Annotated in this window: 28 protein-coding genes; 8 read left to right on the top strand and 20 right to left on the bottom strand. The window is 72.6% G+C overall.

Annotated features, from left to right (window positions below; genetic code table 11):
* Positions 1 to 60: 60 nt before the first annotated feature.
* Positions 61 to 645, bottom strand: a complete 585-nt coding sequence (locus tag D7231_RS21615) for a TetR/AcrR family transcriptional regulator (protein WP_120757118.1) — start codon at positions 643 to 645, stop codon at positions 61 to 63.
* A 143-nt stretch (positions 646 to 788) separates the two neighbouring features.
* Here D7231_RS21615 and D7231_RS21610 point away from each other — a divergent pair, with 143 nt between their 5' ends.
* Positions 789 to 1,982 carry an FAD-dependent oxidoreductase gene (locus D7231_RS21610; RefSeq protein WP_241999837.1) on the top strand — a complete coding sequence of 398 codons (1,194 nt, stop codon included), beginning with the start codon at positions 789 to 791 and terminating at the stop codon, positions 1,980 to 1,982.
* Here the strand turns inward: D7231_RS21610 and D7231_RS21605 are convergent.
* The 4 genes from D7231_RS21605 to D7231_RS21590 form a co-directional block, all read right to left on the bottom strand.
* A complete protein-coding gene (locus tag D7231_RS21605; protein WP_120757117.1) occupies positions 1,970 to 2,320 on the bottom strand; it encodes a winged helix-turn-helix transcriptional regulator in 351 nt (116 codons plus the stop codon). The two genes, D7231_RS21610 and D7231_RS21605, sit on opposite strands and share 13 nt — an antisense overlap.
* 255 nt (positions 2,321 to 2,575) lie before the next feature.
* Positions 2,576 to 3,169, bottom strand: a complete 594-nt coding sequence (locus D7231_RS21600) for an NADPH-dependent FMN reductase (RefSeq protein ID WP_120757185.1) — start codon at positions 3,167 to 3,169, stop codon at positions 2,576 to 2,578.
* A gap of 184 nt (positions 3,170 to 3,353) precedes the next feature.
* The gene (locus D7231_RS21595) at positions 3,354 to 4,619 is read right to left on the bottom strand and encodes a GNAT family N-acetyltransferase (RefSeq protein ID WP_120757116.1); all 1,266 of its coding nucleotides are present in this window, start codon (positions 4,617 to 4,619) and stop codon (positions 3,354 to 3,356) included.
* Positions 4,620 to 4,722: 103 nt separating this feature from the next.
* Positions 4,723 to 5,313, bottom strand: a complete 591-nt coding sequence (locus tag D7231_RS21590) for an RsiG family protein (RefSeq protein WP_228774054.1) — start codon at positions 5,311 to 5,313, stop codon at positions 4,723 to 4,725.
* A gap of 153 nt (positions 5,314 to 5,466) precedes the next feature.
* Here D7231_RS21590 and dtd point away from each other — a divergent pair, with 153 nt between their 5' ends.
* A complete protein-coding gene (gene dtd / locus D7231_RS21585) occupies positions 5,467 to 5,892 on the top strand; it encodes a D-aminoacyl-tRNA deacylase (RefSeq protein ID WP_120757183.1) in 426 nt (141 codons plus the stop codon).
* A 48-nt stretch (positions 5,893 to 5,940) separates the two neighbouring features.
* Here dtd and ygfZ read toward each other — a convergent pair whose 3' ends face one another.
* The 6 genes from ygfZ to D7231_RS21555 form a co-directional block, all read right to left on the bottom strand.
* Positions 5,941 to 6,924: a CAF17-like 4Fe-4S cluster assembly/insertion protein YgfZ gene (gene ygfZ, locus D7231_RS21580; RefSeq protein WP_120757115.1), complete on the bottom strand. Its 984-nt coding sequence runs from the start codon at positions 6,922 to 6,924 to the stop codon at positions 5,941 to 5,943.
* Between the two features lie 10 nt (positions 6,925 to 6,934).
* A complete protein-coding gene (locus tag D7231_RS21575; RefSeq protein WP_030367129.1) occupies positions 6,935 to 7,384 on the bottom strand; it encodes a Fur family transcriptional regulator in 450 nt (149 codons plus the stop codon).
* A gap of 19 nt (positions 7,385 to 7,403) precedes the next feature.
* Complete coding sequence (locus tag D7231_RS21570) at positions 7,404 to 8,453, bottom strand: ABC transporter substrate-binding protein (protein WP_120757114.1); 1,050 nt, start codon at positions 8,451 to 8,453, stop codon at positions 7,404 to 7,406.
* A 12-nt stretch (positions 8,454 to 8,465) separates the two neighbouring features.
* Complete coding sequence (locus tag D7231_RS21565) at positions 8,466 to 9,239, bottom strand: ABC transporter ATP-binding protein (RefSeq protein ID WP_120757113.1); 774 nt, start codon at positions 9,237 to 9,239, stop codon at positions 8,466 to 8,468.
* 34 nt (positions 9,240 to 9,273) lie between these two features.
* Positions 9,274 to 10,302: a FecCD family ABC transporter permease gene (locus tag D7231_RS21560; RefSeq protein WP_194959743.1), complete on the bottom strand. Its 1,029-nt coding sequence runs from the start codon at positions 10,300 to 10,302 to the stop codon at positions 9,274 to 9,276.
* 334 nt (positions 10,303 to 10,636) lie between these two features.
* Complete coding sequence (locus D7231_RS21555; RefSeq protein ID WP_120757111.1) at positions 10,637 to 11,233, bottom strand: heme-binding beta-barrel domain-containing protein; 597 nt, start codon at positions 11,231 to 11,233, stop codon at positions 10,637 to 10,639.
* 439 nt (positions 11,234 to 11,672) lie between these two features.
* On the opposite strand from D7231_RS21555, the gene D7231_RS21550 reads away from it, so the two are divergent.
* The gene (locus tag D7231_RS21550; RefSeq protein ID WP_030367134.1) at positions 11,673 to 12,038 is read left to right on the top strand and encodes a DsrE family protein; all 366 of its coding nucleotides are present in this window, start codon (positions 11,673 to 11,675) and stop codon (positions 12,036 to 12,038) included.
* 31 nt (positions 12,039 to 12,069) lie between these two features.
* Here the strand turns inward: D7231_RS21550 and D7231_RS21545 are convergent, their stop codons facing one another.
* The 6 genes from D7231_RS21545 to D7231_RS21515 form a co-directional block, all read right to left on the bottom strand.
* Positions 12,070 to 12,357, bottom strand: coding sequence for a DUF3099 domain-containing protein (locus tag D7231_RS21545; RefSeq protein ID WP_120757110.1), 288 nt, complete (start codon positions 12,355 to 12,357; stop codon positions 12,070 to 12,072).
* A 90-nt stretch (positions 12,358 to 12,447) separates the two neighbouring features.
* Positions 12,448 to 12,735: a DUF1416 domain-containing protein gene (locus tag D7231_RS21540; protein WP_120757109.1), complete on the bottom strand. Its 288-nt coding sequence runs from the start codon at positions 12,733 to 12,735 to the stop codon at positions 12,448 to 12,450.
* A gap of 31 nt (positions 12,736 to 12,766) precedes the next feature.
* The gene (locus tag D7231_RS21535; RefSeq protein ID WP_120757108.1) at positions 12,767 to 13,609 is read right to left on the bottom strand and encodes a sulfurtransferase; all 843 of its coding nucleotides are present in this window, start codon (positions 13,607 to 13,609) and stop codon (positions 12,767 to 12,769) included.
* A 427-nt stretch (positions 13,610 to 14,036) separates the two neighbouring features.
* Positions 14,037 to 14,750: an LmeA family phospholipid-binding protein gene (locus tag D7231_RS21525; protein ID WP_120757107.1), complete on the bottom strand. Its 714-nt coding sequence runs from the start codon at positions 14,748 to 14,750 to the stop codon at positions 14,037 to 14,039.
* Between the two features lie 110 nt (positions 14,751 to 14,860).
* Positions 14,861 to 16,228 carry a hypothetical protein gene (locus D7231_RS21520; protein WP_120757106.1) on the bottom strand — a complete coding sequence of 456 codons (1,368 nt, stop codon included), beginning with the start codon at positions 16,226 to 16,228 and terminating at the stop codon, positions 14,861 to 14,863.
* A 10-nt stretch (positions 16,229 to 16,238) separates the two neighbouring features.
* A complete protein-coding gene (locus D7231_RS21515) occupies positions 16,239 to 16,553 on the bottom strand; it encodes a MoaD/ThiS family protein (RefSeq protein WP_241999836.1) in 315 nt (104 codons plus the stop codon).
* Between the two features lie 115 nt (positions 16,554 to 16,668).
* Between D7231_RS21515 and D7231_RS21510 the strand changes: the two genes are divergently transcribed.
* Both D7231_RS21510 and D7231_RS21505 read left to right on the top strand, forming a co-directional pair.
* Positions 16,669 to 18,402: an ABC transporter ATP-binding protein gene (locus D7231_RS21510; protein WP_120757104.1), complete on the top strand. Its 1,734-nt coding sequence runs from the start codon at positions 16,669 to 16,671 to the stop codon at positions 18,400 to 18,402.
* A 110-nt stretch (positions 18,403 to 18,512) separates the two neighbouring features.
* Positions 18,513 to 20,411, top strand: a complete 1,899-nt coding sequence (locus D7231_RS21505; protein ID WP_120757182.1) for an ABC transporter ATP-binding protein — start codon at positions 18,513 to 18,515, stop codon at positions 20,409 to 20,411.
* 319 nt (positions 20,412 to 20,730) lie between these two features.
* Here the strand turns inward: D7231_RS21505 and D7231_RS21500 are convergent, their stop codons facing one another.
* Positions 20,731 to 21,594 (bottom strand): alpha/beta hydrolase family protein, encoded by an 864-nt coding sequence (locus D7231_RS21500; protein ID WP_120757103.1) that lies wholly within the window; start codon positions 21,592 to 21,594, stop codon positions 20,731 to 20,733.
* Positions 21,595 to 21,858: 264 nt separating this feature from the next.
* On the opposite strand from D7231_RS21500, the gene D7231_RS21495 reads away from it, so the two are divergent.
* Complete coding sequence (locus D7231_RS21495; protein WP_120757102.1) at positions 21,859 to 22,635, top strand: response regulator transcription factor; 777 nt, start codon at positions 21,859 to 21,861, stop codon at positions 22,633 to 22,635.
* A gap of 24 nt (positions 22,636 to 22,659) precedes the next feature.
* Positions 22,660 to 23,685 (top strand): LacI family DNA-binding transcriptional regulator, encoded by a 1,026-nt coding sequence (locus D7231_RS21490; protein WP_120757101.1) that lies wholly within the window; start codon positions 22,660 to 22,662, stop codon positions 23,683 to 23,685.
* A 46-nt stretch (positions 23,686 to 23,731) separates the two neighbouring features.
* On the opposite strand, the gene D7231_RS21485 is transcribed toward D7231_RS21490, so the two are convergent.
* Both D7231_RS21485 and D7231_RS21480 read right to left on the bottom strand, forming a co-directional pair.
* The gene (locus D7231_RS21485; protein ID WP_120757100.1) at positions 23,732 to 23,959 is read right to left on the bottom strand and encodes a response regulator transcription factor; all 228 of its coding nucleotides are present in this window, start codon (positions 23,957 to 23,959) and stop codon (positions 23,732 to 23,734) included.
* 43 nt (positions 23,960 to 24,002) lie between these two features.
* Positions 24,003 to 24,278, bottom strand: a complete 276-nt coding sequence (locus D7231_RS21480) for a hypothetical protein (protein ID WP_120757099.1) — start codon at positions 24,276 to 24,278, stop codon at positions 24,003 to 24,005.
* 144 nt (positions 24,279 to 24,422) lie between these two features.
* Between D7231_RS21480 and D7231_RS21475 the strand changes: the two genes are divergently transcribed.
* Positions 24,423 to 25,424, top strand: a complete 1,002-nt coding sequence (locus tag D7231_RS21475; protein WP_241999835.1) for a helix-turn-helix transcriptional regulator — start codon at positions 24,423 to 24,425, stop codon at positions 25,422 to 25,424.
* Positions 25,425 to 25,517: the final 93 nt, after the last annotated feature.

Below are 25,517 nucleotides of genomic sequence, written 5' to 3'. Positions count from 1 at the left end.
GCGGCAATGCAAAGATCGGCACGTAATAGTTCCGGTCCGAGCAAAAGGCCCGGTGGGCGATCAGCGCCCGTCCGCCAAGGGGGTCGTGGCCCAGCCGTTTTCCAGCAGGGCGAACAGCTCGCGCACGGTCCGGGCCGGGTCCTCGCTCGTGCGGGCCACGCCGGGGGCTTCCAGGGCGAAGCGGGCCAGGCCGGCGACGGCGGGGTCGTCCGCGGCGAGCCCGGTGGCGTCGGCGAGGGCGGCGGCCAGCGACTCCTCGTGGCGCGACCACATGCGCCGGGCGTACTCCCGCAGCGCGGGAGTGGATTCGACGAGGGTGAACATGGGGTCGTCGGCCGGCACGGCGGTGCGGGTGGACGCCATGTGGTCGCGCAGGGCGTGCAGCACGGACTGCCCGGGCGCCCGGTCGCGAACGGCGCTGACCAGGGCGCTCTCGATGTCCGCGTCCAGGTCGAAGATGAGGGCTTCCTTGCTGGGGAAGTGCTTGAAGAGCGTGCTCAGCGAGACGTCGGCCGCCTCCGCCACCTCGCGCACCCCGACGTTGTCGAAGCCGCGCTCGGTGAACAGGCGCAGGGCGGCGTCCGCCAGGGCCTGCCGGGTCTGAGCCTTCTTGCGCTCGCGGCGTCCAGTCGTCGTCTCGGGCATGCCCCCACCCTACCTCCCTGGCGGGATCCGATCGCTAAGGCGATCGGATCAAAAGTCGGAGCGATTGTACTTTTGGAGCGGCTGTGTTTCTGTGGAGCGGTACGTCCGACCCGTCTTCCTCCGCAGAACGGAGCGTGACCCTCATGTCCACGACCCTGCCCACGACCCCTCGCATCGCGATCAGCGGCGCAGGCCCCGGCGGCCTCGTCTGCGCACGCGTCCTCCAGCAGCACGGCGTGCCGGTCACGGTCTTCGAGCGGGAAGCAGGCGCCGGCTCCCGCTCGCAGGGCGGCACCCTCGACATCCACGAAGACACCGGCCAGGCGGCCCTGCGCGAGGCCGGACTGTTCGACCGGTTCCTCGCGCTGTCCCGGCCCGAAAGCCAGGAGTGGCGCATGTACGACCGCCGCGCGACCCTGATCCGCCACGACCGGGCCGGCGAGGGGGACCTGAGCAGGCCCGAGATCGACCGCGGCCAGCTGCGTACGCTCCTGCTGGACTCGCTCGCCCCCGGAACGGTCCGCTGGGGCCGCTCCGTGGAGGCGGTCACGCCACTGCCTCAAGGCACCGTCCGGCTGCACCTTCAAGGCGGCGCCGACGAGGAGTTCGACCTGGTCATCGGCGCCGACGGCGCCTGGTCACGGGTGCGCCCCGCGCTCTCCGGCGCCCTGCCCGTCTACTCCGGCGTCGCGATGGTGGAAGCCCACTTCGACGACGTCGACCGCCGTCACCCCGGCATCGCGCACCTGGTCGGCCGCGGCACCATGTCCGCCAAGGCGGGCCGCCACAGCCTGTTCTTGCAGCGCAACAGCAACGGACACGTCCGCGCTTACGTGATGTTCCGCGGCCCCGAGGACTGGCACGCCGGCCTCGACCTCGCGGACACCGAGGCGGTGCGCGCCCGGCTCCTCGCCCAGTACCAGGGCTGGGACGAGAGCCTGCTGGACATCCTGCGCGCCAACGAGGGCGAGTTCATCAACCGGCCCATGTTCGTCCTGCCCGTGCCCCACTCGTGGCGGCGCGTCCCCGGCGTCACGCTGCTCGGCGACGCCGCCCATCTGATGCCGCCCGTCGGCGTCGGCGCCAACCTCGCCCTGCTCGACGGCGCCGAACTCGCCCGGGCCGTCATCGGCCACGCCACCGTCGACGAAGCCCTCGACGCCTACGAAAGCGTCATGCTGCCCCGCGGCATCGAGAACGCGACGACCGCCCAGCAGATGCTCGCCGCCCTCATGCCCGACACCGACTCCGACGAAGCCGCCTTTCCCGACGCCCTCTGGCCGGACAACGGCCCTATTGACGCTGATGCGGACGCGCAGCCCGCTCACGCGGACTGAGCCTGCTCCTCCGCCTCCGCGTCCAGGAGGGCGAGCCGCTCCTTCCCCCAGACGTTCAGCGGCGTCAGGGCCCGGTTCAGGGCGCGGCCCCGCTCGGTCAGCGAGTACTCCACCTTCGGCGGCACCTGGTCGTAGACCTCGCGGTGGACGATGCCGTCGGCCTCCAGCTCGCGGAGCTGCTGCGCCAGGACCTTCTCGCTGATGCCCGGCAGCAGCCGCTTCGTCTCGCCGAAGCGGCGCGCGCCGGAGTCCAGCGCCCACAGGACGAGCACTTTCCACTTGCCGTCGATGACGTCGAGAGCGGCGTCGATCCCGCAGTGGTACGGACGCTGCTTCATCCAACCCCCCTGTTGCTTCTGCTGTGCCGGCCGTTCCGTCCGTCCGGCCGGCCGCGCTTCAGGCTAAGCGGCGCGCAAGGGCCGTAATTCCCGGATCAGTTCCTGAACCGGTTCCCGAATCAGCCCCATCCGGGGGTATCTCGCGGGCGCGCACCGGGAGGAGGGTGATGGAGCGCGCCCGCTCGGCACGACATGCCTGCCACCGGCCCCAACGGGGGTAGGGCCGGAGGCAGGAGTTCGTGTGTACGGCGCCGGTCAGGCGCCGTACGGGCGGGCGGCGCGCGCCTCCCGCAGGGACAGGGCCCACCAGCTCAGCTGGTCCAGCATGACCTTCGCCGCGCCGGCGGCCTGCTCGCCGGCCTCCGGGTCCAGGTGCCGGCCGTCGGCGTCGAACTTGCCCCAGGGGCTGTGGAAGCTGACCTGCTCGCGGATGGGCGCGGCGTGCAGCTCGGTGAAGACCGGGCGCAGGTGCTCGACCGCGCGCAGGCCGCCGGCCAGGCCGCCGTACGAGACGAAGGCGACGGGCTTGGCGCGCCACTGCGTGTAGTGCCAGTCGATGAGGTTCTTCAGGGACGCCGGGTAGCTGTGGTTGTACTCGGGCGTCAGTACGACGAACGCGTCGGCCCGCTCCAGACGGGGCGTCACCTCGGCGAGCGCCGCGGCTTCTTCGGCGGTCGGCTCCTTGGTGATCCGCACCGGCAGCGGGTGGAGGGCCAGGTCGATGAGGTCGATCTCCATGCCGCCGTGGCGGGCGGCCTGCTCGGTGAACCACTTGGCGACGGTGGGGCCGAAGCGCCCGTCGCGGGTGGAACCGACGATGACGGCGAGGCGGTAGGTGCTCTCGGACACGATGGGGACCTTCTGGGAGTCGTGGGCGGTGATGGTGCTGCGCTGGTGGGTGGGCCCGTGAGCCGTTCCGTTGAGGGAAGTCTGGAACCTCAATACAGCTTGAGGTCAAGGGCCGTTGGGTGAATCGCGGGGATTATCTGGAAGGTCCCTTTTTGAATGTCATGTTCCGCGCCTGCCGTTGACCTCAGAAGATGTCGGCGCACCAGGGCCGCCGCCCCGTGCGCAGCAGCGCGTCCGCCCGGTCCGCCGCGCCGGGCCGCTCCTCCGCCGCGCGCCCGAGGGCCGCGAGCCGCACGGCGGATTCGCCGCCCAGGAAGAGGCTGCCCAGCGCGGCGGCGGACAGCGACAGATCGGCCGGCCGCGCCGTACGGGTGCAGGAGGCGCCGTCGGGGCCGGCCTCCAGCAGGAAGCGGCCGGCGGCGGGCCCGGCCGTGCCGGTGGCGTCGGCGGTGTCGGTGACGTCGAGGACGAGCGAGCCGGCCACGGGGTACGTACGGGAGCGCAGCAGCGCCGGTACGTCCAGGGGGCGCAGCCACATCAGGTCGGCGTCCGTGACCACGCGCGCGGCCCGCGGGTCCGGGAGCAGGTCCGGCAGGAGGTCGTCCGGCGCGCGGTAGCTGGTGCGGACGCGGGTGATCCAGTCCACGGACAGCAGGAACAGCCAGAGGGCGCGCTCGGCGGCGGGGGAGACCGCGACGAGGTCGAGCACGGTCGCCGTCTGGTGCGGCAGCTTGGCCTCCCACCTGTCGTCGGCGGTGAAGACGAGCAACCCGTCGATGCGGCCGGCGCCGTCCGCCGGCCGGTAGACCACGGCGAACGGCTCGGTCCAGGGGGCGTCGTCCATCGGGAGCGCGCCGGTGTTCCGCCGCCACCACACGTCCGTGCGGTCGACGAGGCCGTGCCGGGCGGCCCGTACCCGCTCGTACAGCGCGGGCCCGTGTTCCCGCAGGTCGGCTATGTCCACGAAGTCGACGCGCCCGCCGTCGCCCGGGCCGGCGTGGCGCGGGTCCAGCCCCGCGCGGGGCACGTCCACCTCCCACTCCGTGACGCGGGTGGCCGGGCCGAAGCCGAAGCGGCCGTAGATCGGGTACTCGGCGGCGATCAGCGTCGCCGCCGCGTCGCCGCGCTCCGCGGCCTCCCGCAGATCGCGGTCGATCATGCGGCTGAGCAGGCCGCGGCGGCGGTGCGTGGCCGAGACGCTCACGTTGCTGACGGCGTTCGCGGTCACCGACGCCCCGCCGGGGACGCTGAGCCGCTGCGTGAAGCTGCGGTACGTGGCCACGCAGCGGCCGTCGTCGAACGCGCCCTGGGCGCGCGGGAAATCCATCAGCTCGCGGCGGAACGCGAGCTCCGCCCCGCTCACGGCGGGCGGCTGGAGGTAGCCGGTGCGGCGGGCCCGGACCCAGCCGGGGAGGTCGTCTTCGGTGATCGTGCGGACGTCGAGGCTCATGGCCGCGACGCTAGGCGCGCCGCCGCCGCGTCCGCACGCGGATTTCCGCAGGCCGCCGGGCCGGCCGCGGCCTTATGCGCAATGCGCAGCCCTACGCGCCGCCTTACGCGAGGAGGTCGTCCACCTGTGCTTCCCCCTCGCGGTACCGGCGGGCGATCTCGCCGCTGCAATCGTCCGCCGTCCGCTGGAGCTGCTGGCGCCGCACCGACACCTGCCGCTCGTACGAGGCCAGGCGGTCCATGGCCGCGTGCAGCTCGCCGTCCGTCCGGGCGCCCAGGTCCGACAGCTCCACCTCCGACAGCATGTCCTCGGCCAGCCGCCGGTACTCCTCGCTGTGCGGCGTGCCCACGGTCACGTGGCGGGCGGACGAGCGGTGGTCCGAGGGGGCGTCCGCGAGGATCTCCGACAGCCGGTCCACGACGAGGCGGGCCATGACCGGGGAGCCCGGTGAGGAGCGGCGCGCCAGCTCGGCCCGGAGGATGTCGATCCGGCCCTGGAGCAGCCGCCGCACGTAGCTGAGGTCCGCCTCGTCGCGCCGGGCGTCCCGGCGCAGGGCGCGCAGCTCCACCAGGCCCAGCTCGCCGAGGCCGCGGCCGGGGACGTCCGCCTGCCGGCCGGAGCGCTGGCTCGGCGGCCGGGGCTGGAGGCTGTCGGCTGCCTTGAGCATGGGGCCGTCCTCAATGGGTGTGGTCATGCGCGTCTTCCGTTTCCCCTCGGGCGGTGTGCGGCCGCATCACATGTGCCCGCACAAGGCACCGCCTGCACGCATCGTGCCACTGGGTGAGGCCCGGGCGCAGGGTCTCCGCACCCGAACGGCCCTGGATGGACGCAAGGCATCATGGTCCGTATGCGTGCAGTGGTGCAGAGGGTGGACGGGGCGCGGGTCGTCGTGGACGGCGAGACCGTCGGAGAGATCATCGGACAGGGGCTGTGCGTCCTCGTCGGGGTGACGCACGACGACACCCCGGCGAAGGCGGAGCAGCTCGCGCGGAAGCTGTGGTCCGTACGGATCCTCGAGGACGAGAAGTCGTGTTCGGACGTGGGGGCGCCGCTGCTGGTGATCTCGCAGTTCACTCTCTACGGTGACGCCCGGAAGGGGCGGCGGCCCACGTGGAACGCGGCTGCCCCCGGCGGGGTCGCCGAGCCCTTGGTGGACGCCGTCGTCGCCCATCTCCGGGAGCTGGGGGCGCAGGTGGAGACGGGCCGCTTCGGCGCGGACATGAAAGTGTCGCTGACGAACAACGGCCCGTTCACGGTGATCGTGGAGGTGTGACGGCCTCCCGGGGGGCAGGCCTGGGCAAGCCCCCCGGTCCCTCCTCGCTTACGGTTCGACCACTACCTCCTGCGTCGCGGCCGTCTTCTCGCCCACCAGCAGGGGCGCGTCGACCGCGACGTTCCGCTTGACCAGGGCCAGGGCGATCGGGCCCAGTTCGTAGTGGCGGGCCGAGGTCGTCACGAAGCCCAGCTGGCGGCCCTCGGGGCCGTCGGATGCCAGCCGCACGGCGGCCCCGTGCGGGGGCAGGGACACCTCGCTGCCGTCGAGGTGCAGGAAGACCAGCCGCCGCGGCGGCTTCCCCAGGTTGTGGACGCGGGCCACGGTCTCCTGGCCGCGGTAGCAGCCCTTCTGGAGGTGGACGGCCGGGCCGATGAGGCCGAGCTCGTGCGGGATCGTCCGGTGGTCGGTCTCCAGGCCGAGCCGGGGGCGGTGCGCCTCCACCCGGAGCGCCTCGTGGGCGAGGACGCCCGCGGCGGGGCCGTGCGCCGCCGCGAACGGCTCCAGCAGCGCGCGCGGCAGGAACAGCTCCCGTCCGTGCGCCGTCTCGCGCGCCAGGGCGCCCTCGGGTGCTTCCGCGATCGAACCCGCGGGCAGGTACACCACGGCGTAGTCGTCCGTACGGTCGGCGACCTCGACCTGGTAGAAGAACTTCATGCTCTCCAGGTAGGCGATGAGGGCGTCCTGGGTGCCGGGCTCGACGTGGGCCCAGACGGTCTCCCCGTCGTCCACGAGGGAGAGCGCGTGCTCGATGTGCCCGTTGGCGGAGAGGATCAGCGCTTCCGTGGCCCGCCCCGGCGGCAGGTCACTGACGTGCTGGGTGAGCAGGAGGTGCAGCCAGCTCAGCCGGTCGGGCCCGGTGACGGTGACGACCCCGCGGTGCGAGAGGTCGACGAAACCGGACCCTCCGGCGAGCGCGCGCTGTTCGCGGAAGAGATCGCCGTAGTGGGCGGCGACCCCTTCGTCAGGGGCCTCGGCGGCGACGGCGCCGGGCAGCGACAGCAGCGGGCTGGCTTTCGATTCACGCGGCATGCGGCCAAGCCTACGGCGCGGCCGGCGGCTCCTTCGAGGCGCGCCCGGCAGCGCACTCCCGGCACCGGCCGAAGATCGCGAAGTGCTTCATGTCGGTCTCGAAGCCGAACTCCGCGCGGAGCCGGTCCGTGAACTCCGCGGCCACGGACAGATCGGCCTCGACGACGCCCGTGCAGTCCCGGCAGACGAGGTGTATGTGGTGGTGCCGGTCGGCGAGGTGGTAGGTCGGGGCGCCGTGCCCGAGGTGGGCGTGGCTGACCAGGCCCAGCTCCTCCAGCAGCTCCAGGGTCCGGTAGACCGTGGAGATGTTGACCCCGCCGGCGGTGCGCCGGACCTCGGTGAGGATGTCGTCCGGGGTCGCGTGCTCCAGCCGGTCGACCGCCTCCAGGACGAGCTGGCGCTGCGGCGTCAGCCGGTACCCGCGCCTACGGAGGTTGCTCTGCCAGTCGGTGTCCACCACCCCACCAGTCTAGGCAGCGTCACTGCTCCCGTACCCCCTTGAGATAGCGGGCGAGCGCGGCGATGGCGGCCGGGTTGCGGGGGCTCTCGACGAGGTCGACGTAGTCGAGGACGAAGATCCGGTCGTTCTTGACGGCCGAGACGCCCGCGAGCGGCGGGTACGACTTCAGGAACTCCTTCTTCTGCTCGGCCGTCACGTCGCCGTAGTTGTTGATGACGATGACGTCGGGGTTGCGTTCGACGACGGTCTCCCAGCCGACCGAGGGCCAGGTGTCCTTGAGGTCCTTCATCACGTGGTCGCCGCCGGCCTTGGTGATGATGTCGTGCGGGCCGGCGAAGGCGCCGGAGGTGGTCGCCTTGTCGCGGCCGTCGTCGTAGAGGAAGACCGTGGGCCGCTTGCCGTCCGCGGGCACGCCGGCCTGCGCCTCGGCGACCTGCTTCTTGAAGCCCGCGACGAGCTTCGCCGCCCGGTCCTCCACGCCGAAGACCTTCCCGAGCGTGGTGAGGTCGGTGTAGAGGGCCTCCAGGGGCGGCATCACGCCGCGCGCCTTGCCCGCGCCGCCGTTGCGGCAGGACTCGGTGAGGACGTACGAGCCGACGCCGAGCTTCTTCAGGGCGTCGGGCGTGAAGCCCCGGCCCTCGGAGAAGCCGTAGTTCCAGCCGGCGAAGACCAGGTCGGCCTTCGCGTCCAGCACCATCTCCTTGGTGATCTCCTTCTTGGACAGCCAGGGCACCTTCTTGTAGCCGTCCTTCCACGGCACGGACTCGCGGTCGGCGCGGTAATCGGGGGCCACGTACCCGGCCATGCGGTCCTCCAGGCCGAGCGCGAACATGATCTCGGCGATGTTCACGTCGTTGGTGACGACGCGCTGCGGCGCCTTGTCGTACGTCGTCTTCACCCCGCAGTTCTCGACGGTCACGGGGTAGTGGCCGGAGGCCTTCTCGCCCGTCTTCGCCGTGTCGCCGTCCTCGGCGACCTTCGCCCCGCAGCCGGTGGCCAGGGCGAGGACGGCCGCAAGGGCGAGCGAGGTGCGGGCGGTACGGGAGGTGCGGGAGGTGCGGCGTGTCATGCGGGCGTGTCCTTACGGGGTCGGCAGGCGGTCGAACAGCAGGCGCGTCGCGCCGGTCTCCGGGTGCGGCACGCGGTGCGCCCGTACGCCGAACACGCCGGCGAGCAGCTCGGCGGTCAGCACCTCGTCCGGCGGCCCGGACGCGACGATGCGCCCGCCGCGGATGACGTACAGCTCGTCGCAGTGCGCCGCGGCCAGGTCGATGTCGTGCAGGGCGGCCAGGACCGTCAGGCCCGCGTCCCGCACCAGCGCCAGCACCTCCAGCTGCTGGGCGATGTCCAGGTGGTTGGTGGGCTCGTCCAGGACCAGCACCCGCGGCTCCTGGGCCAGCGCGCGGGCGATCAGCACGCGCTGCTTCTCGCCGCCGGACAGCGTGGGGAAACTGCGCCCGGCCAGGTGCCCCGCGCCGACGCGCTCCAGCGCCGCCGCGCACACCGCGGTGTCGCGGGCCGTGACCCGGCCGCCGGAGCGCTGGTGCGGCAGCCGGCCCATGGCGACGACCTCGCCCGCCGTGAAGTCGAACTCGCTCGCCGACTCCTGCGGCAGCGCCGCCAGCCTGCGCGCGCCCTCCCGGACGCCCAGGGCGTGGAGGTCGTCGCCGTCGAGGCGGATGGCGCCGGCGGCGGGCCGCAGCGCCCGGTAGGCACAGCGCAGCAGCGTGGACTTGCCGCTGCCGTTGGGGCCTATGAGGCCCACGAAGCGGCCGCTGCCGGCGCGCAGGGTGATGTCCGAGACCAGGCGGGCGCCCGCGATCTCGACCGACAGGTCCTCGATGTCCACCTGCATCAGGCGCCTCCGGAGGAGTAGGTGTCCCTCTGCATCAGGCGCCTCCGAAGGAGTAGCGGCGGCGCCGCATCAGCAGGACGAAGCAGGGCACGCCGATGAGGGCGGTCAGGACGCCGACGGGCAGTTCGACGGGCGCGAGCAGCAGCCGGGAGGCGATGTCGACCCACACCAGCAGCACGGCGCCCAGCAGCGGGGCGACGGCCAGCACGCGGCGGTGGTCGGCGCCGACGAGCATGCGGGTGACGTGCGGGACCATCAGGCCGACGAAGCCGATCGCGCCGCTGACGGCGACGACGGCGCCGGTCACGGCCGCCGCCAGGACGAACAGCCCGCGGCGCATCCGGTCGGGGTCCACGCCCAGCGCGGCCGCCGTCTCGTCGCCCATGGCCAGCGCGTTGAGGCTGCGCGCCCACCACAGCAGGGCGCCGATGCCGGCCAGCACGACCGCGGCGGCCACCGGCAGGGACGCCCACGTGGCGCCGCCCAGGCTGCCGAGCAGCCACATCATGGCCGAGCGGGCGGCCTCCCCGCGCTCCGCCATGAAGATCATCAAGGTGGTGACGGCGGAGAACCCGTAGTACATCGCCGAGCCCGTCAGGACCAGCCGCAGCGGCGTCAGGCCCTGCGGGGTGCGGGCCGCGAGATAGACGAGCACCATCGCGGCGAGCGCCGAGACGAACGCCGCCCCGGACAGCGCCCAGACCCCCAGCGAGGCCAGCGCGCCGAACAGCAGGACGGCGTTCGCGCCGATCGCGGCGCCCGAGGAGATGCCCAGTACGAACGGGTCGGCGAGGGCGTTGCGGACCATGGCCTGCACGGCCACGCCGACAGCGGAGAGCCCCGCGCCGACGACGGCGGCCAGCAGGGCGCGCGGGAAGCGCAGCTCCCAGACGATGGTGTACGAGGAGACCTCGTCCGGCGTGATCGTGCCGCCGGTGAGCCCAGCCCGCAGATGGCGCAGCGTCTCGGCCCACGTGACGCCCGCGGCGCCCAGGCCCGTGCCGCACAGGACGGAGATCAGGAGCGCGGCCGTCAGGGCGGCCAGCAGGGGCGGCAGCGGCAGCCGCCGTGGCGCGGCCGTGGCGGGTCCCGGCGGCGCGCCGGGCGCGGGGCCGGAACCCTCCGGGCGGAGGACCGGGAGATCTGTCGACACGGGCTGCGCCTTCGCCTCGGGCCGCGTCCGTACGTACGGAGGAGCGGCCCGGGGCGGGTGCGGTGCGGTCGGTGCCCGGGTGGTCCCCTCGCAGTCCACGGCGAGTTGTACGGGGATCGTGCGCGCCGTGGGCGATCGGGCTTACGGAAAAGGCCCCGGAGGGCCTTTCCGCCTACCGTTGCGGGTCAGCGCCGGAATTCGACCGGACTTTCCCCACGGGGCGCGGTGCTGCTGGGCGGGCGGCTCAGCCGGTGTAGGGCGTGCCGTCCGGGTTGTAGAAGGCGACGCCGTCGGGAGCGTCCTCGGGCAGGCTCGCGGCCCACTCCTGGAGGCTCTTCTGGTCGGCGATCTTCTTCAGGTGCGCCGACATGTAGGGGCGCAGAGGCACCTCGGGGGTGGCCTTCTCGCCGACCCACATCAGGTCGCCCTTGACGTAGCCGTACAGGCGCTTGCCGCCGCTGTACGGGCCGGAGGCCTCGGTGCGCGCGACGGCGTCCGTGGCCAGGTCGATCTGCGGCTTCTGGTCGGCCAGCTCGCCGTACCAGACCTCCGCGACGCCCGCGTCGCGGACCATGACGATCTCGACCTTGCGGTCCTTGCCGATCCGCCAGTAGCCGGTCTCGGTCTCCAGCGGGCGCACCATCTTGCCCTCGCCGTCGAGCACCCAGCTGTGCGACGTGTACTCCAGGAAGTCACGGCCGTCATGGCTGAAGACGACCTCCTGCCCGAAGTTGCACTTCTCGGCGCCCGGGAAGTCGGCGACGCCGGCGCCCTCCCACTTACCGAGGAGGAAGGCGAGGGGCACGAGGTCCGGGTGGAGGTCGGACGGAATCTCGATCATGGGCTCAGACGATCTGTGCGAGGACGGGTAACTGGGCGGGTCAGCGCTGGCCCTGGTACAGCTTCTTCCAGGTCAGCCCGGCGAAGGCGAGAACGCCGACGGCGACCAGGACGAGCAGGGTGGTGAAGACTGCCTCAAGCACGAGCGCGCTCCTCGTCGGGAGTGAGGGTGTACGGACCGGTCACGGATGTACGGACCGGTCACGAGTCTAGTCGTCCCTGGTTTCGGCGGCGCGGGCGCCCGTCCGGCGGATCATGATGAGCGTGCCGGTCCCGCCGGCCGGACATTCCGCCGGACTCTCGCCGCTGTGGCCTCTCGCCGTGGCGGCGGGCTTTTCTTTCCGCCGCCACGGCGAGTAGCCCACGACATACCGGACCGGCGGTGCCGCATCCTTCCTCGGCCCGGTGAAGATCCGCCCGGCAGGGCTACAGTGCCTGGCATGGCCAAGAAACTCGTGATCAAGGTGACGGCGGGCGCGGACGCGCCCGAGCGGTGCTCGCAGGCGTTCACGGTGGCGGCCGTCGCCGTCGCGAGCGGGGTCGAGGTCTCGCTGTGGCTGACCGGTGAGTCGTCGTGGTTCGCGCTGCCCGGGCGGGCGGCGGAGTTCGAGCTGCCGCACGCGGCGCCCCTGCCGGACCTCATCGAGGGCATCAAGGCCGGCGGCGGGACGATCACGGTGTGCACGCAGTGCGCCGCGCGCCGCGACATCGAGGAGAAGGACCTGATCGAGGGCGCGCGCATCGCCGGCGCGCAGGTCTTCGTCCAGGAGGCGATGGCGGACGGCGTGCAGGCGCTCGTCTACTGATCCGGTCTCGTCCGCTGATCCGGGCGCCCGGCTACGGGTCGCGGCCCCACGGGTCGCGCTGCCCGGGGCGGCGCTTGCCGTCGAGCTCGTCCCACCACTCGTCCGACTTCTGATCGCCCGAGGGATCGTCCCACCAGCGGTCCTCGGGCCCCCGCCGGTTGGCGACGATGGCGGCGACGGGCGGGATGACCATGGCGAAGAGGCACATCCCCACCGCGGCGGGCACGGACCACAGGCGCACGACCGCCCACGCCAGGACGAACATCCCGATGCAGACGCCCATCATGGCGAAGTACAGATGACGCCGCCGCGCGTACATGTGTCCACGGTACGGCGGCGGCACGGAGGGCCGCACCCCCCACGGTGTCCAACCCGGGGTGCGGCCCTCCGGCCGTCGGGAAAACCGTTCTCAGACGGCGATAGCGACCTCGGTCAGGCCGCCGTGCTGCGCCACGACCTTGCGGTCCGCGGTCGCGCCGGGCACCAGCGCGCGCAGCGTCCACGTGCCCTCCGCCGCATAGAAGCGGAACTGCCCGGTCGCGGACGTGGGCACCTCGGCGGTGAACTCGCCGGTCGCGTCCAGCAGGCGCACGTAACCGGTGACGGGCTCGCCGTCGCGGGTCACCGAGCCCTGGATCGTGGTCTCACCGGGCTTGATCGTCGAGGCGTCGGGGCCGCCGGCCTTTGCTCCACACATGGGTGATCCTTAACTGGTAGCGGTCGTGACGTCAGTTGGCGCCGAGCTGGATCGGCACGCCGACCAGGGAGCCGTACTCGGTCCAGGAGCCGTCGTAGTTCCTGACGTTCTGCCGGCCGAGCAGCTCGTGCAGCACGAACCAGGTGTGCGCGGAGCGCTCGCCGATCCGGCAGTAGGCGATGGTGTCCTTCGCCAGGTCCACGCCCGCGCCCTCGTAGAGCGCCGTCAGCTCCTCGTCGGACTTGAAGGTGCCGTCGTCGTTGGCCGACTTCGACCAGGGGATGTTGCGCGCGGTCGGCACGTGGCCGGGGCGCTGCGACTGCTCCTGCGGGAGGTGCGCCGGGGCGAGCAGCTTGCCGCTGAACTCGTCGGGGGAGCGGACGTCGACGAGGTTGAGCTCGCCGATCGCCTTCACGACGTCGTCGCGGAAGGCGCGGATGGAGGTGTCCTGCGGCTGGGCGTGGTACTCGGTGCGGGCGCGCTGCGGGACCTCGGCGACCAGGTCGCGGGAGTCGAGCTCCCACTTCTTGCGGCCGCCGTCGAGGAGCTTCACGTCCTGGTGGCCGTAGAGCTTGAAGTACCAGTAGGCGTACGCGGCGAACCAGTTGTTGTTGCCGCCGTAGAGGACGACGGTGTCGTCGTTCGCGATGCCCTTCGCGGAGAGCAGCTCCTCGAAGCCGGCCTGGTCCACGAAGTCGCGGCGGACGGGGTCCTGGAGGTCCGTCTTCCAGTCGATGCGGACGGCGGACTTGATGTGGTTCTTGTCGTACGCGGACGTGTCCTCGTCGACCTCGACGATGACGGTCTTCGGGTCGGCGGCGTCGATGCGGGCCTGTACCCAGTCGGCGTCCACCAGGACGTCACTGCGGCTCATGTGTTCTCCTCCGGGGCAGTTGCGGATCGCGCAAGCGCTTGCTGGGCGCGCGGCGAGGGGAGCGCGCGGCGCTGCGCAGCGGGTGGGATGGGAGACGAGACGGGGAAGGACTTCCGGAAGGGGAGGGGAAGCTTCCCGTCAGACATGACGACAGAGCATGGCGGCGACGCGGCACAGGTCGACTGCCCGCCGCTTCGTGAGGTCCGCCTGTCGCTTCATGCCCACGATCGTAGGGACGGCGGGTGGGCGTGTCACCGGCGTGTTGGATAGTGAGACGAGATCTTCCGGATGCTGGGACGAGGGACGGCCTAGGGAGCGCCGGAGGGGCGGCCGTGCGCCGCTCCCGGGCGTCCGTGCCGCTCGGAGGTCTGCCCTCCGGACGGCGACGTCTCGCAGCGTGGACGGGGCCGGACGGGGAGCGGGCCGGTCAGCCCGCCAGGTTGACGTCCGAGCCGGTCAGCGTGATGTCGACACCGTCCTGCGTCGCCACGACCTTGTCCAGCTTCAGGCCCTTCGGCAGGCCGCTGATGCGCCGGTCGAAGTCCGTCTTCTGGCGGATCGCCCGCTCCAGGCCGGGGAAGGCCTTGGCCTCGTCGGGGATCTGGTCCGCCCGCACCCGGACGGTGTCGCCGCCCACGAGCGTGACCGTGGAGATGACGCTGCGCTCGATGGGCATCCCCGCGAGCTGCACCGTGCCGGTCACCTTGACCTGGCTCTTGCCGGCGGCGCCCTGGCCGCCGAAGCCGACCTTCACCGTCGGGTCGTTGGTGGCCTTGCTCAGGTCCTCGTACGAGAGGTGCGCCGTGCCCGTCGCCCGGCTCGCGACGGCCGAGCTGAAGCTGCTGTCGATCTTCACGTCCTGGAGCTTGGCGTCGAAGCCCGACACCCGGATCGACTGCCCGCCGGAGCTCGCGGTCGCGCCGTCCAGCTTGACCTCGACCTCGTCCAGGCGCGAGTCGGCGATCTGCGTGAGGAAGGGGAACCCCTTGATGGAGACCTCGGGCGTGCCCGTCAGCCCCTGACTGCTGCGGATCTTCTCGGCCGCCTGGTCCTCGGCGAAGTACACCGCCAGGCGGTCGGCGCCCACGAAGAGGGCCCCCAATATCACCGCGATGATCAGGGTGATGCGTATCGCGCGCATTCGGTTTCTCCAGCTCCCCCGGGTCCCGGTCAGGCCCCTGCACTGACCTTGCAATGCCATGGAGCCTAACCGGACGGCCCGGAAGGGAGGGAAGAACGAGCGGCGGGGGGTCAGCCCAGGACGCGGCCCAGGACGTAGACCGCGGGGGCCGCGGCCGCGAGCGGCAGGGCCACGCCCGCCGTCATGTGCACGAATCGCGACGGGTAGTCGTAGCTGGCGACGCGCAGGCCGATCAGGGCGCAGGCGCCCGCGGCGAGGCCCAGCAGGGCGGCGGAGGTGCCCAGGTCCGTCAGGCCGCCGGTCGCGAGGCCCGCGCCCGCGGCCGCGAGCAGCGCCACGACGGGCGCGGCCAGGGACGGCAGCGGCAGGGCGCGCGCCAGGGCGGTCACGGCCACGGCGCTCGCGCCGACCACGACGGCGTCGGAGGACGCGGCCAGGTGCCCGGCCGCGAGGACCGCGAGGGCGGAGGAGGCGGCGGCCGCCGTCAGGCCGTACAGCCGCTCGTCCGGCGAGGCGTGGCTGCGCAGCTGGAGGACGAGGACCAGCAGGAGCCACACGCCGAGGGTGCCGATGACGACGGTCGGCGCCTGCGAACGGTCGGTGGCCAGCATGCCGATGTCGGCGGCCACGCCGCCGAGGAACGCGAGCGCGATGCCCTGCCGGGCGGGCCACATGCCGTTGAGCCGGAACCAGCCCGCGGCCGTCACCGCTTGCAGCAGCACCAGCGGCACCGCCAGCGCGAACTGGCCGAGCGGCGCCGTGAGCGCGAGCAGCGCGGCGAGCGCCGTCGTCACCAGGGCGGGCTTGAGGCCCGGCGAGACGATCTGCGCCCGGCCCTCGGCCTTCGCCTTCTCGGCGGCCGTCATCGGCCGCGCGCCGCAGCTGCCGGCGTCGTCGCCACCCGGCTCGGCGAGGAGCGCGGGCTCGTGCACCGGAGCGGGTACGACCGCGCCCGCCGCGCGCGGCACGACACCGGCCGCGGCCGGGCGCTCCTCGGGCAGCGGGGTGCCGGCGGACCAGGACGCGCCGTAGGAGCGGTCCTCCGCGGGCGGGGCCGGGGGCTGCTGCCACGTGCCCGTGTCCCACGTCGGCGTCTGCCAGGTCTGCGTGACCGGCTCGTCGTGCGCGGAGAAGCCCTGGCCGCCGTTGGTCGTCGGCCACTGGTACTGCTGCGGCTGAGACGGCTGGTGCGGTTGCTGGTGGGACTGCTGGTGCTGGTGCTGGTGCTGGTGCTGCTGCGCCTGCGGCTGCTGCTGGGCGTACGGGTCGTAGGCGTTGTACGAGTCGCCGTACGACCCGTGGTCCTGACCCTGGGCCTGCTGCGCCTGCTGGTGCGGGTGCTGCTGCTGGTACGAGCCGTACGCCCCGTCCTGCTGCCCGTACGACTGAGCGTCGTAGCGCTGCGTCCGGGCGTCGTACGCGTCATACGAGTCGTACGGGTCCTGCGGGTCGTACGTATGGTGCGGCTGATTGCTCATGCTGCCGGGGTCACCCTCCTGCGAAGGGCGGGAGCACCTCTACGGTGCCGCCCTCGGCCAGTTGGACCGTTGCGTGGTCGCGGGTGCCTACCGGGGCGTCGTCCACGAGGAACGAGCAGCGTGCCAGCACCCGGGCGAAGTCGGGGCGCTCCGCGTGCCGCCGGCGGGCCGCGTCCAGCGCCTCCGCGAGCGTCCGCGCAGCGTACGGCTCCTCGGCCGTGCCGGCCGCGGCCTTCGCCGCGGCCCAGTACCGGATGGTGCCCACCGGTCCCGGCTGCCCCGGCAGGGCCGGTTTGACCGGGTGTGCCGGTTGTGTCGTCGCCACGGCGACCCCTTTCCTTCTTCTGCCGCCTCCCATGATGACGGGTGCCGCGCGAGGGGAACGCCGCCCGTGCAAATACGGAGGCCGCACGGCGAGGCGCTCGCTTAGGCTGCCCGGTGTGCTGGTCCGACTATCACGGGCGTATCTGAGGCCCTACTCCACATCGATCGCGCTGATCGTGCTCCTGCAGCTCGTCCAGACGCTTGCCACGCTCTACCTACCCTCACTCAACGCCGACATCATCGACAACGGTGTCGTGAAGGGTGACACCGGCTACATCCTGTCCCTCGGCGGCGGGATGCTGGCGGTCACCCTCGTCCAGATCGTCTGCGCGATCGGTGCGACGTACTTCGGCGCCCGGACCGCGATGGCGGTCGGGCGCGATCTGCGTGCCGCCGTCTTCGACCGCGTGCAGTCCTTCTCCGCGCGCGAGATGGGGCACTTCGGCGCCCCCTCCCTGATCACCCGCACCACCAACGACGTGCAGCAGATCCAGCTGCTCGTCCTGATGGCGTTCACGCTGATGGTGTCCGCGCCGATCATGTGCGTGGGCGGCATCCTGATGGCGCTCGACCAGGACGTGCCGCTGTCCGCCCTGCTGCTGGTCATCGTGCCGGTCCTCGGCGTGATCGTCTCGCTGATCATCTGGCGGATGCGACCGGTTTTCCGCGGCGTGCAGGACCGGATCGACACCGTCAACCGGGTGCTGCGCGAGCAGATCACCGGCATCCGCGTCATCCGCGCCTTCGTCCGCGACGACCACGAGCGGGAACGTTTCGACGGCGCGAACGCCGAGCTGATGGACGTCTCGCTCCGGGCCGGCCGGCTGATGTCGCTGATGTTCCCGTCCGTGATGCTGGTCGTGAACATCTCCTCCGTCGCCGTGCTGTGGTTCGGCGGTCACCGCATCGAGAGCGGCGACATGGAGATCGGTGCGCTGACGGCCTTCCTCAGCTACCTGATGCAGATCCTGATGGCCGTCATGATGGCCACCTTCATGTTCATGATGGTGCCGCGCGCCGAGGTCTGCGCCGAGCGCGTCCAGGAGGTCCTGGCCACCGACTCCAGCGTGGTGCCGCCGGTCAGCCCGGTCACCGAGCTGCGTAGTGGCGGGCACCTGGAGCTCAGCGGCGTCGAGTTCCGCTACCCGGGCGCGGAGGAGCCGGTCCTCAAGGACGTCTCCCTCGTCGCCCGGCCCGGCGAGATCACGGCCGTCATCGGCTCCACCGGCAGCGGCAAGTCCACGCTGCTGGGGCTGGTCCCGCGGCTGTTCGACGCGACCGCCGGAACGGTCACCGTGGGCGGTGTCGACGTGCGCGAGCTCGACCCGGCCCGCTCCGCCGAGGCCATCGGCCTCGTCCCGCAGAAGCCCTACCTGTTCTCCGGGACCGTCGCCTCCAACCTCCGCTACGGGCGCCCCGAAGCGACCGACGAGGAGCTGTGGGAGGCGCTGGAGACGGCGCAGGCCCGCGACTTCGTCGCGAGCATGGAGGGCGGCCTGGAGGCGCCGATCGCGCAGGGCGGCACCAACGTCTCCGGCGGGCAGCGGCAGCGGCTCGCCATCGCCCGCGCCCTGGTCCGCAAGCCGGACATCTATCTCTTCGACGACTCCTTCTCCGCCCTCGACTACGCCACCGACGCCCGGCTGCGGGCCGCGCTGGCCCGCGAGACGGGGAACGCCACGGTCGTCATCGTCGCCCAGCGCGTCTCCACGATCCGGGACGCCGACCGGATCGTCGTCCTGGACGAGGGCCGCGTCGTCGGCACCGGCACCCACGGCGAGCTGATGGCCGGCAACGAGACCTACCGGGAGATCGTGCTCTCCCAGCTCACCGAGGAGGAGGCGGCGTGACGACCCCGGAGAAACCGGCATCCCCGGGCGGGGGCGGCAAGCCCGGCGCACCGGCCCCCGGCGGCCCCGCCCGCCGCGGGCCCGCCCCCGCCACCGGCGTCGCCCGCTTCATGGGCGGCCAGCCCACCGAGCGGTCCATGGACTTCGCCGGGTCCGCCAAGCGGCTGCTGGGCACCCTCAGACCCGAGCGGGCCCTGATCACCGTGGCGCTCGTCATGTGCGTCGCGAGCGTCGCCCTGTCCGTCATCGGCCCGAAGATCCTCGGCCGGGCCACCGACCTGATCTTCGCGGGCGTCGTCGGGAAGAAGTTCCCCGACGGCATCACCAAGGCCGAGGCCGTCGAGCGGATGCGGCAGCAGGGCAACGGCACCGTCGCCGACCTGCTCGGCTCGGTCGGCTTCACCCCCGGCCGCGGCATCGACTTCGACGCCGTGAGCGAGGTGCTGCTGTGGGTCCTGGCGATCTACGTCGCGGCGTCCCTGTTCGGGCTCGTCCAGGCGCGGATCGCCACCACCGTCGTGCAGCGCGCCGTCTTCCGGCTGCGCCGGGACGTCGAGGAGAAGCTCGGCCGGCTGCCGCTCAGCTACTTCGACCGGCAGCCGCGCGGCGAGGTGCTCTCCCGCGCCACGAACGACATCGACAACGTCGCCCAGACGCTCCAGCAGACCATGAGCCAGATCGTCACCTCGCTGCTGACGATCACGGGTGTGCTGGCCGTGATGTTCTGGATCTCCTGGCTGCTCGCCCTGGTCGCGCTGGTCACCGTGCCGGTGTCCGTCGTCGTCGCCACGAAGATCGGCAAGCGGGCGCAGCCGCAGTTCGTCGCCCAGTGGAAGACGACCGGCAAGCTCAACGCCCACATCGAGGAGATGTACACCGGGCACGCGCTGGTGAAGGTCTTCGGCCGCGAGAAGGAGTCCGCGGAGATCTTCCGCAAGGAGAACGAGGACCTCTTCCAGGCCGGCTTCAAGGCCCAGTTCATCTCGGGCGTCATCCAGCCCGCGATGATGTTCATAGGGAACCTCAACTACGTGCTCGTCGCCGTCGTCGGCGGCCTGCGGGTCGCCTCCGGCGCGCTGTCCATCGGTGACGTGCAGGCCTTCGTGCAGTACTCGCGCCAGTTCAGCCAGCCCCTCACGCAGGTGGCCTCCATGGCCAACCTCGTGCAGTCCGGCGTCGCCTCCGCCGAGCGCGTCTTCGAGCTGCTCGACGCCGACGAGCAGTCGGCGGACCCTGCGGACGCCCCGAAGCCGGGCCGCGTGCACGGCGAGGTGTCCTTCGAGAAGGTCTCCTTCCGCTACGAGCCGGACAAGCCGCTCATCGAGGACCTCTCGCTGACCGTGCGGCCCGGCCAGACCGTGGCCATCGTCGGCCCGACCGGCGCCGGCAAGACCACGCTGGTCAACCTGCTCATGCGGTTCTACGAGGTGGGCGGCGGCCGCATCACCCTCGACGGGACCGACATCGCCGCCATGTCGCGCGAGGAGCTGCGCTCCCACATCGGCATGGTGCTCCAGGACACCTGGCTCTTCGGCGGCACGATCGCGGACAACATCGCCTACGGGGCGCCCGCCGGCACCTCGCAGGACAAGATCGTGGAGGCGGCCAGGGCCACGCACGTCGACCGCTTCGTGCGGACGCTGCCCGACGGCTACGACACCGTCATCGACGACGAGGGCGCAGGCGTCAGCGTCGGCGAGAAGCAGCTCATCACCATCGCCCGGGCGTTCCTGGCCGAGCCGGAGATCCTCGTCCTGGACGAGGCGACGAGCTCCGTCGACACCCGCACGGAGGTCCTCATCCAGCAGGCGATGGGCCGGCTGCGCACGGGGCGCACGAGCTTCGTGATCGCGCACCGGCTGTCCACGATCCGCGACGCGGACGTCATCCTCGTGATGGAGTCGGGCCGCATCGTGGAACAGGGCACGCACGACAGCCTGCTCGCCTCCGGCGGGGCGTACGCGCGCCTCTACGAGGCGCAGTTCGCGGAGCCGGCCGTAGAAGCGTAGTGCCGGTCCGGCGGATTGCGGGGCGCGCCGGTTTCGGTGGCGCCGCGTTCCGCCGGGCCCTCGCCGCCGCGGTGGTTGCGCGCCGCGGCGGCGGTTCCGAGAGGCCGGGCCTCTCACGTCTTTCCCGCCGCGGCGGGTGGTCGTGAGGGGCCCGGCCTCTCAGCTCTTCTCCGCCGCCGCGGCGCTCAGCCGCCCCGCGGCTGGCCGGCGGTGCCGGGCCGTGCCGCGGCGGCGGTCTTGAGGGGGGAGCCCCTCAATCTCCTGCCGCCGCAACGGCGGCGCAACCACGACGCGGGAGACCGGCGGTGCCGGACGGCGCTCAGTCGCGGGTGCACACCCAGTGGGCGATGCGCTCCAGAAGCTCGCCGCGCGCAGCGTTCTCCGCATGGCCGAACCCCCGTTCGATCCACAGCTCCGTGGACCGTGGATCCCCCGCGCCCGCCAGGGCGTACGGGTGGTCGAGCGGGAAGTACGCGTCCCGGTCGCCGTGCACGATCAGCAGCGGCCGCGGCGCGATCATCGGGACGGCGTCGACGGGCGAGAGCGGGACCGGGTCCCAGTCCTCCGCCTGGACCCGCGTCCCCAGCCCGTAGCGCGCGATCAGCCGCCCCGCGGGACGCGAGATCGCCCAGTGCAGACGCCGCATGGGTGCGGTACCGCGGTAATACCACCGTGCGGGCGCACTGACGGCCACGACCGTGTCGGAATGTGCGTCCGTGCGCCCTCCGTGCTCCCCGCCCCCGGCGGCCCGCTCGCGGCCGTAGAGCGCGGCGTGCCGCAGGGCCACCGATCCGCCCATGGAGAAGCCGACCGTGGCCACCCGCTCGTGCCCCAGCGAGCGCGCCCACCGCACGGCCGCGGCCAGGTCGAGCACCTCGCGGTCGCCGACCGAGGAGCGGCCGCCCGAGCCGCCGTGCCCCCGGAAGGAGAACGTGATCACGGCCGCACGCTGGGCGAACACCCGCGCGGCCCGGCGCAGGCCGGGCCGGTCGAGGGCGCCCGTGAAGCCGTGCGCGAGCACCACCGCGGGGGTGCCGGGAGGGGGGATCCGCGAGCCCGCCCGGGGCTCGTAGGCCGCTTCGACGCGGACGCCGTCGGCTGTCAAGAGCGCGACACGATGACCACTCGAAGTGACCGACGGAACACAAGGTCGTGCAAAATCGTCCGGACCTCGGAAAGTCATGTGGGCTATTCTGCTGGGCAGAGAGGATCCGGGCAGAGTAGCCCCCGGGTCCTTTTGTGCATTCATGAGCTGAACACGTGCTGAACTTGTGCCCCTCGAAAGGCGCCGGAACGCACGCAACCGTACGAAGCAGTGCCGCACTCTCCCCCAGAGCAAGGCCTGGGTGGTAGCCCTTCGCAGGGACCGAGGAGGAACCGACGTCATGGGCGAGCGAAGCGCGCGGGTCCGCAAGGACCGTACGACCAGTGAGGCGGGTGGCAGCCGATGAGTTCCCTGCTGCTCCTGACCAATGCCCTCCAGCCCTCCACGGAGGTCCTGCCGGCGCTCGGCCTGCTCCTCCACAGCGTGCGGGTGGCCCCCGCCGAGGGCCCGGCCCTCGTGGACACCCCCGGGGCCGACGTCATACTGATCGACGGCCGCCGTGACCTTCCCCACGTGCGCAGCCTGTGCCAGCTGCTGCGCTCCACCGGTCCGGGCTGCCCGCTGATCCTCGTCGTCACCGAGGGCGGCCTCGCGGCCGTCACCGCCGACTGGGGCGTGGACGACGTCCTGCTCGACACCGCGGGCCCCGCCGAGGTCGAGGCGCGGCTGCGGCTGGCGATGGGCCGCCAGCAGATCACCACGGACGACAGCCCCATGGAGATCCGCACGGGCGACCTCTCCGTGGACGAGGCCACGTACAGCGCGAAGCTCAAGGGCCGGGTGCTGGACCTCACGTTCAAGGAGTTCGAGCTGCTGAAGTACCTCGCCCAGCACCCGGGGCGGGTCTTCACCCGGGCCCAGCTGCTCCAGGAGGTCTGGGGCTACGACTACTTCGGCGGTACGCGCACGGTCGACGTGCACGTGCGGCGGCTGCGGGCGAAGCTGGGGCCCGAGCACGAGTCGCTCATCGGCACCGTCCGGAATGTCGGTTATCGATTTGTTGTACCGGAGAAGATCGACAATCCCGGGGAGGGAAAGGCCAAGAATTCCGCCCAGGCGCAGCGGGCGAAGGAGCCGGAGGCCGCGGAGAGCGGGGCCGCTCGCCCGGCCGAGCGGTGAGTGGACCCGCGTAGACTGCCGCGCGTGGCCAAGGTGACGCGGGACGATGTGGCGAGACTGGCGGGGACGTCGACCGCGGTGGTCAGCTACGTCATCAACAACGGGCCGAGGCCGGTGGCCCCGGCCACGCGCGAGCGCGTGCTGGCCGCGATCAAGGAACTGGGGTACCGGCCGGACCGGGTCGCCCAGGCGATGGCCTCCCGCCGGACGGACCTCATAGGCCTGATCGTCCCGGACGCCCGCCAGCCCTTCTTCGCCGAGATGGCCCACGCCGTCGAACAGGCCGCGGCCGAGCGCGGGAAGATGGTCCTCGTCGGCAACTCCGACTACCTGGACGAGCGCGAGGTGCACTATCTGCGCGCGTTCCTGGGCATGCGGGTCTCCGGCCTGATCCTCATCAGCCAGGGCCCGAGCGAGCACGCGGCCGCGGAGATCGACGCCTGGGACGCCCGGGTGGTCCTCATGCACCGCCGGCCCGACGCGATCGACGACGTCGCCGTCGTCACGGACGACATCGGCGGCGCCCAGCTCGCCACCCGCCACCTGCTGGAGCACGGCCACCCGTACGTCGCCTGCCTCGGCGGCACCGAGCGCACCCCCACCATCGGCGACCCCGTCACCGACCACGTCGAGGGCTGGCGCCGGGCCATGCGCGAGGCGGGGAAGTCCATCGAGGGCCGCCTCTTCCCGGCCCCCTACAACCGCTACGAGGCCTACAAGATCGCCTTGGAGCTGCTCGCCGGCCCCGACCGCCCCCCGGCCCTGCTCTGCGCCACGGACGACCAGGCCATCGGCGTGCTCCGGGCGGCCCGCGAGCTGCGCATCGACGTTCCGGGCGAGCTGGCGGTCGCCGGCTTCGACGACGTCAAGGAAGCGGCCCTGACCGACCCGCCGCTGACCACGGTCGCCTCCGACCGGCAGGCCATGGCCCGCTCCGCCGTGGACCTCGTCCTGGACGACTCGCTCCGGGTGACGGGCACGCGCCGCGAGCGGCTCAAGCAGTTCCCGTCGGCCCTGGTGGTCCGGCGCTCCTGCGGCTGCGGCGGCTGACTCCTCAAGGCGGCTGGACCCTCAAGCTGACCCCTCAGGTGACCCCTCAAGAGGGGCGGACGGCTGTCCCCGCGAGGCCGTGGCGGACGGCGTAGACGGCGAGCTGGGTGCGGTTCGCGGCGCCCGTCTTGGTGCGCAGGCGGCGCAGGTACGTGTCGACCGTGTGCGGGCTGAGGCGGAGCTGGCGGGCGATGGAGGAGATGGTGTCGCCGCTGCTCAGCAGGTGGAGCACCTGCTGCTCGCGGCCGGTCAGGGCGGGGGCGCCGGCGTTCATCCGGTTCTCCTTCGGGCTGGTCGGTGACGTGGGTGGCTGCGGGTCAGAGGGCGGGGCGCGCCGGGGAGCCGCCGCCCCAGGACGTGTCGGTCGGACCGCCGCACCGCGAGGAGGAGCAGCGCTGGGTCGTCGGCAGTGTGAGGACCGGCGGGTGCTCGCCCTCCGTCGCCGTGGCCGTAGCCGTCGTCACGCGCTCGCCCGCCGGGGCGGAGGCGGGGCCGGAGCCGGAGTCGAAGCCGGGGGCCGCGAAGGCGAGCAGCGAGGTGACGGCGGCAGCGGCGAGCAGGATGCGCTTCACGGCGATCTCCCAGGTGCGCAAGGGCGGTTGACCCTTGCAGGTCAGTGCGGTTTCGGTAACAGGAAAGAGCCTGTCCGGTCCGTATCCTTGCCGCAACGGATCACATACCTCACCAAGTTGCATGGCAGCATGAAGCAGGGGGACCAAATGGGGGGAACGGGGGAAATGGGGCAAGAGGCTGCAGGCGAGGCGGAAGTGGCGCTGTACGGGTGGGTGCTGGACCACCAGCGCGCCGACGCCGCGGCCGCCGCCGCGGACCTGGGGCTGAGCCCGGAGCGGGCCGGGGCGGCCCTGGACCGGCTGCGCGAGGCCGGGCTCGTCCAGCCCGCCCCCGGCGACCCGGGCCAGGAGCGCGCCGTGGCGCCCGAGGCGGCCACGGCCCCCCGGATCGCCGCGCTGGAGGCGGACATCCGCGAGCAGCAGCTGCGCATCGCCCGGATCCGGGCCGAGGCGGAGGGCTTCGCGCCGGCGTACCGGCACCGCACCGGCGGCGCCGGCGGCCTGGAGCTCATACCGACCCTGCCCGAGGTCCGCACCCTGCTCACGCGGATGTCCGGCGAGTGCCGCGAAGAGGTGCTGACCAGCCAGCCGGGCGGCGGCTCCCGCGTGCCCGAGGCGATGGAGGAGGCCCTGCTGCGCGACCGGGCGCTGCTGGAGCGGGGCGTCTCGCTGCGCACGCTCTACCACCACACGGCGCGGTTCCACGGCCCCAGCCAGGCGTACGTGGCCGCCGCCTCCGCCCTGGGCGGCCGCTACCGCACCAGCCACGAGCTCTTCGGGCGCGTCATCGTCTTCGACCGGGAGACCGCGTTCCTGCCGACCGCCGACGGCTCCTGGGGCGCGGTCGTCGTGCGCGAGGCCAACACCGTCGCCTACCTCTGCCAGTTGTTCGAGCAGACGTGGGAGGCCGCCACCCCGTTCTCCAACGCCGCCGACGACGGGCTCGCCAAGGTCTCCGGCGAGCTCGACCGCACCATCCTGCGCCTGCTGGCCGCGGGCCTGAAGGACGAGGCGATCGCCCGCCGGCTGGGCATGGCGCTGCGCACCACGCGCCGCCACATCGCCGACATCATGGACCAGCTCTCCGCCGAGAGCCGCTTCCAGGCCGGGGTCGCCGCGGCCAGGCAGGGGCTGCTGGAGGAGCTGGAGGACCGGACCGAGGCCTGAGGGCCCGTCGCGGGCCCCGCGCTGTGGCGCAAAGCCGTGACTTTCCCCTTCCTCCGGTGCCTCGGCAGTGTTCTCGGCGCCGCCGCGGCACCC

It is taken from the genome of Streptomyces klenkii, assembly GCF_003626645.1.
Classification (GTDB): domain Bacteria; phylum Actinomycetota; class Actinomycetes; order Streptomycetales; family Streptomycetaceae; genus Streptomyces; species Streptomyces klenkii.
Note: the sequence above shows the minus strand (reverse complement) of the source record. Positions and strands in the feature narration are given on the sequence as shown.

Excerpts from the sequence above, each read along its gene's own strand:
- D7231_RS21595 (WP_120757116.1), bottom strand. The coding sequence starts at position 4,619 with ATGAGCCTCGACGTCCGCACGATCACCGAAGACGACCTCCCCGGCTGG.
- D7231_RS21565 (WP_120757113.1), bottom strand. The coding sequence starts at position 9,239 with ATGCAGGTGGACATCGAGGACCTGTCGGTCGAGATCGCGGGCGCCCGC.
- D7231_RS21475 (WP_241999835.1), top strand. The coding sequence starts at position 24,423 with ATGGGGCAAGAGGCTGCAGGCGAGGCGGAAGTGGCGCTGTACGGGTGG.
- D7231_RS21500 (WP_120757103.1), bottom strand. The coding sequence starts at position 21,594 with ATGACTTTCCGAGGTCCGGACGATTTTGCACGACCTTGTGTTCCGTCG.
- ygfZ (WP_120757115.1), bottom strand. The coding sequence starts at position 6,924 with ATGCCGCGTGAATCGAAAGCCAGCCCGCTGCTGTCGCTGCCCGGCGCC.
- D7231_RS21525 (WP_120757107.1), bottom strand. The coding sequence starts at position 14,750 with ATGCGCGCGATACGCATCACCCTGATCATCGCGGTGATATTGGGGGCC.
- D7231_RS21540 (WP_120757109.1), bottom strand. The coding sequence starts at position 12,735 with ATGTGTGGAGCAAAGGCCGGCGGCCCCGACGCCTCGACGATCAAGCCC.
- D7231_RS21555 (WP_120757111.1), bottom strand. The coding sequence starts at position 11,233 with ATGATCGAGATTCCGTCCGACCTCCACCCGGACCTCGTGCCCCTCGCC.
- D7231_RS21610 (WP_241999837.1), top strand. The coding sequence starts at position 789 with ATGTCCACGACCCTGCCCACGACCCCTCGCATCGCGATCAGCGGCGCA.
- D7231_RS21505 (WP_120757182.1), top strand. The coding sequence starts at position 18,513 with ATGGGCGGCCAGCCCACCGAGCGGTCCATGGACTTCGCCGGGTCCGCC.
- D7231_RS21605 (WP_120757117.1), bottom strand. The coding sequence starts at position 2,320 with ATGAAGCAGCGTCCGTACCACTGCGGGATCGACGCCGCTCTCGACGTC.
- D7231_RS21570 (WP_120757114.1), bottom strand. The coding sequence starts at position 8,453 with ATGACACGCCGCACCTCCCGCACCTCCCGTACCGCCCGCACCTCGCTC.
- D7231_RS21520 (WP_120757106.1), bottom strand. The coding sequence starts at position 16,228 with ATGAGCAATCAGCCGCACCATACGTACGACCCGCAGGACCCGTACGAC.
- D7231_RS21495 (WP_120757102.1), top strand. The coding sequence starts at position 21,859 with ATGAGTTCCCTGCTGCTCCTGACCAATGCCCTCCAGCCCTCCACGGAG.
- D7231_RS21615 (WP_120757118.1), bottom strand. The coding sequence starts at position 645 with ATGCCCGAGACGACGACTGGACGCCGCGAGCGCAAGAAGGCTCAGACC.
- D7231_RS21590 (WP_228774054.1), bottom strand. The coding sequence starts at position 5,313 with ATGACCACACCCATTGAGGACGGCCCCATGCTCAAGGCAGCCGACAGC.
- dtd (WP_120757183.1), top strand. The coding sequence starts at position 5,467 with ATGCGTGCAGTGGTGCAGAGGGTGGACGGGGCGCGGGTCGTCGTGGAC.
- D7231_RS21550 (WP_030367134.1), top strand. The coding sequence starts at position 11,673 with ATGGCCAAGAAACTCGTGATCAAGGTGACGGCGGGCGCGGACGCGCCC.
- D7231_RS21535 (WP_120757108.1), bottom strand. The coding sequence starts at position 13,609 with ATGAGCCGCAGTGACGTCCTGGTGGACGCCGACTGGGTACAGGCCCGC.
- D7231_RS21545 (WP_120757110.1), bottom strand. The coding sequence starts at position 12,357 with ATGTACGCGCGGCGGCGTCATCTGTACTTCGCCATGATGGGCGTCTGC.
- D7231_RS21485 (WP_120757100.1), bottom strand. The coding sequence starts at position 23,959 with ATGAACGCCGGCGCCCCCGCCCTGACCGGCCGCGAGCAGCAGGTGCTC.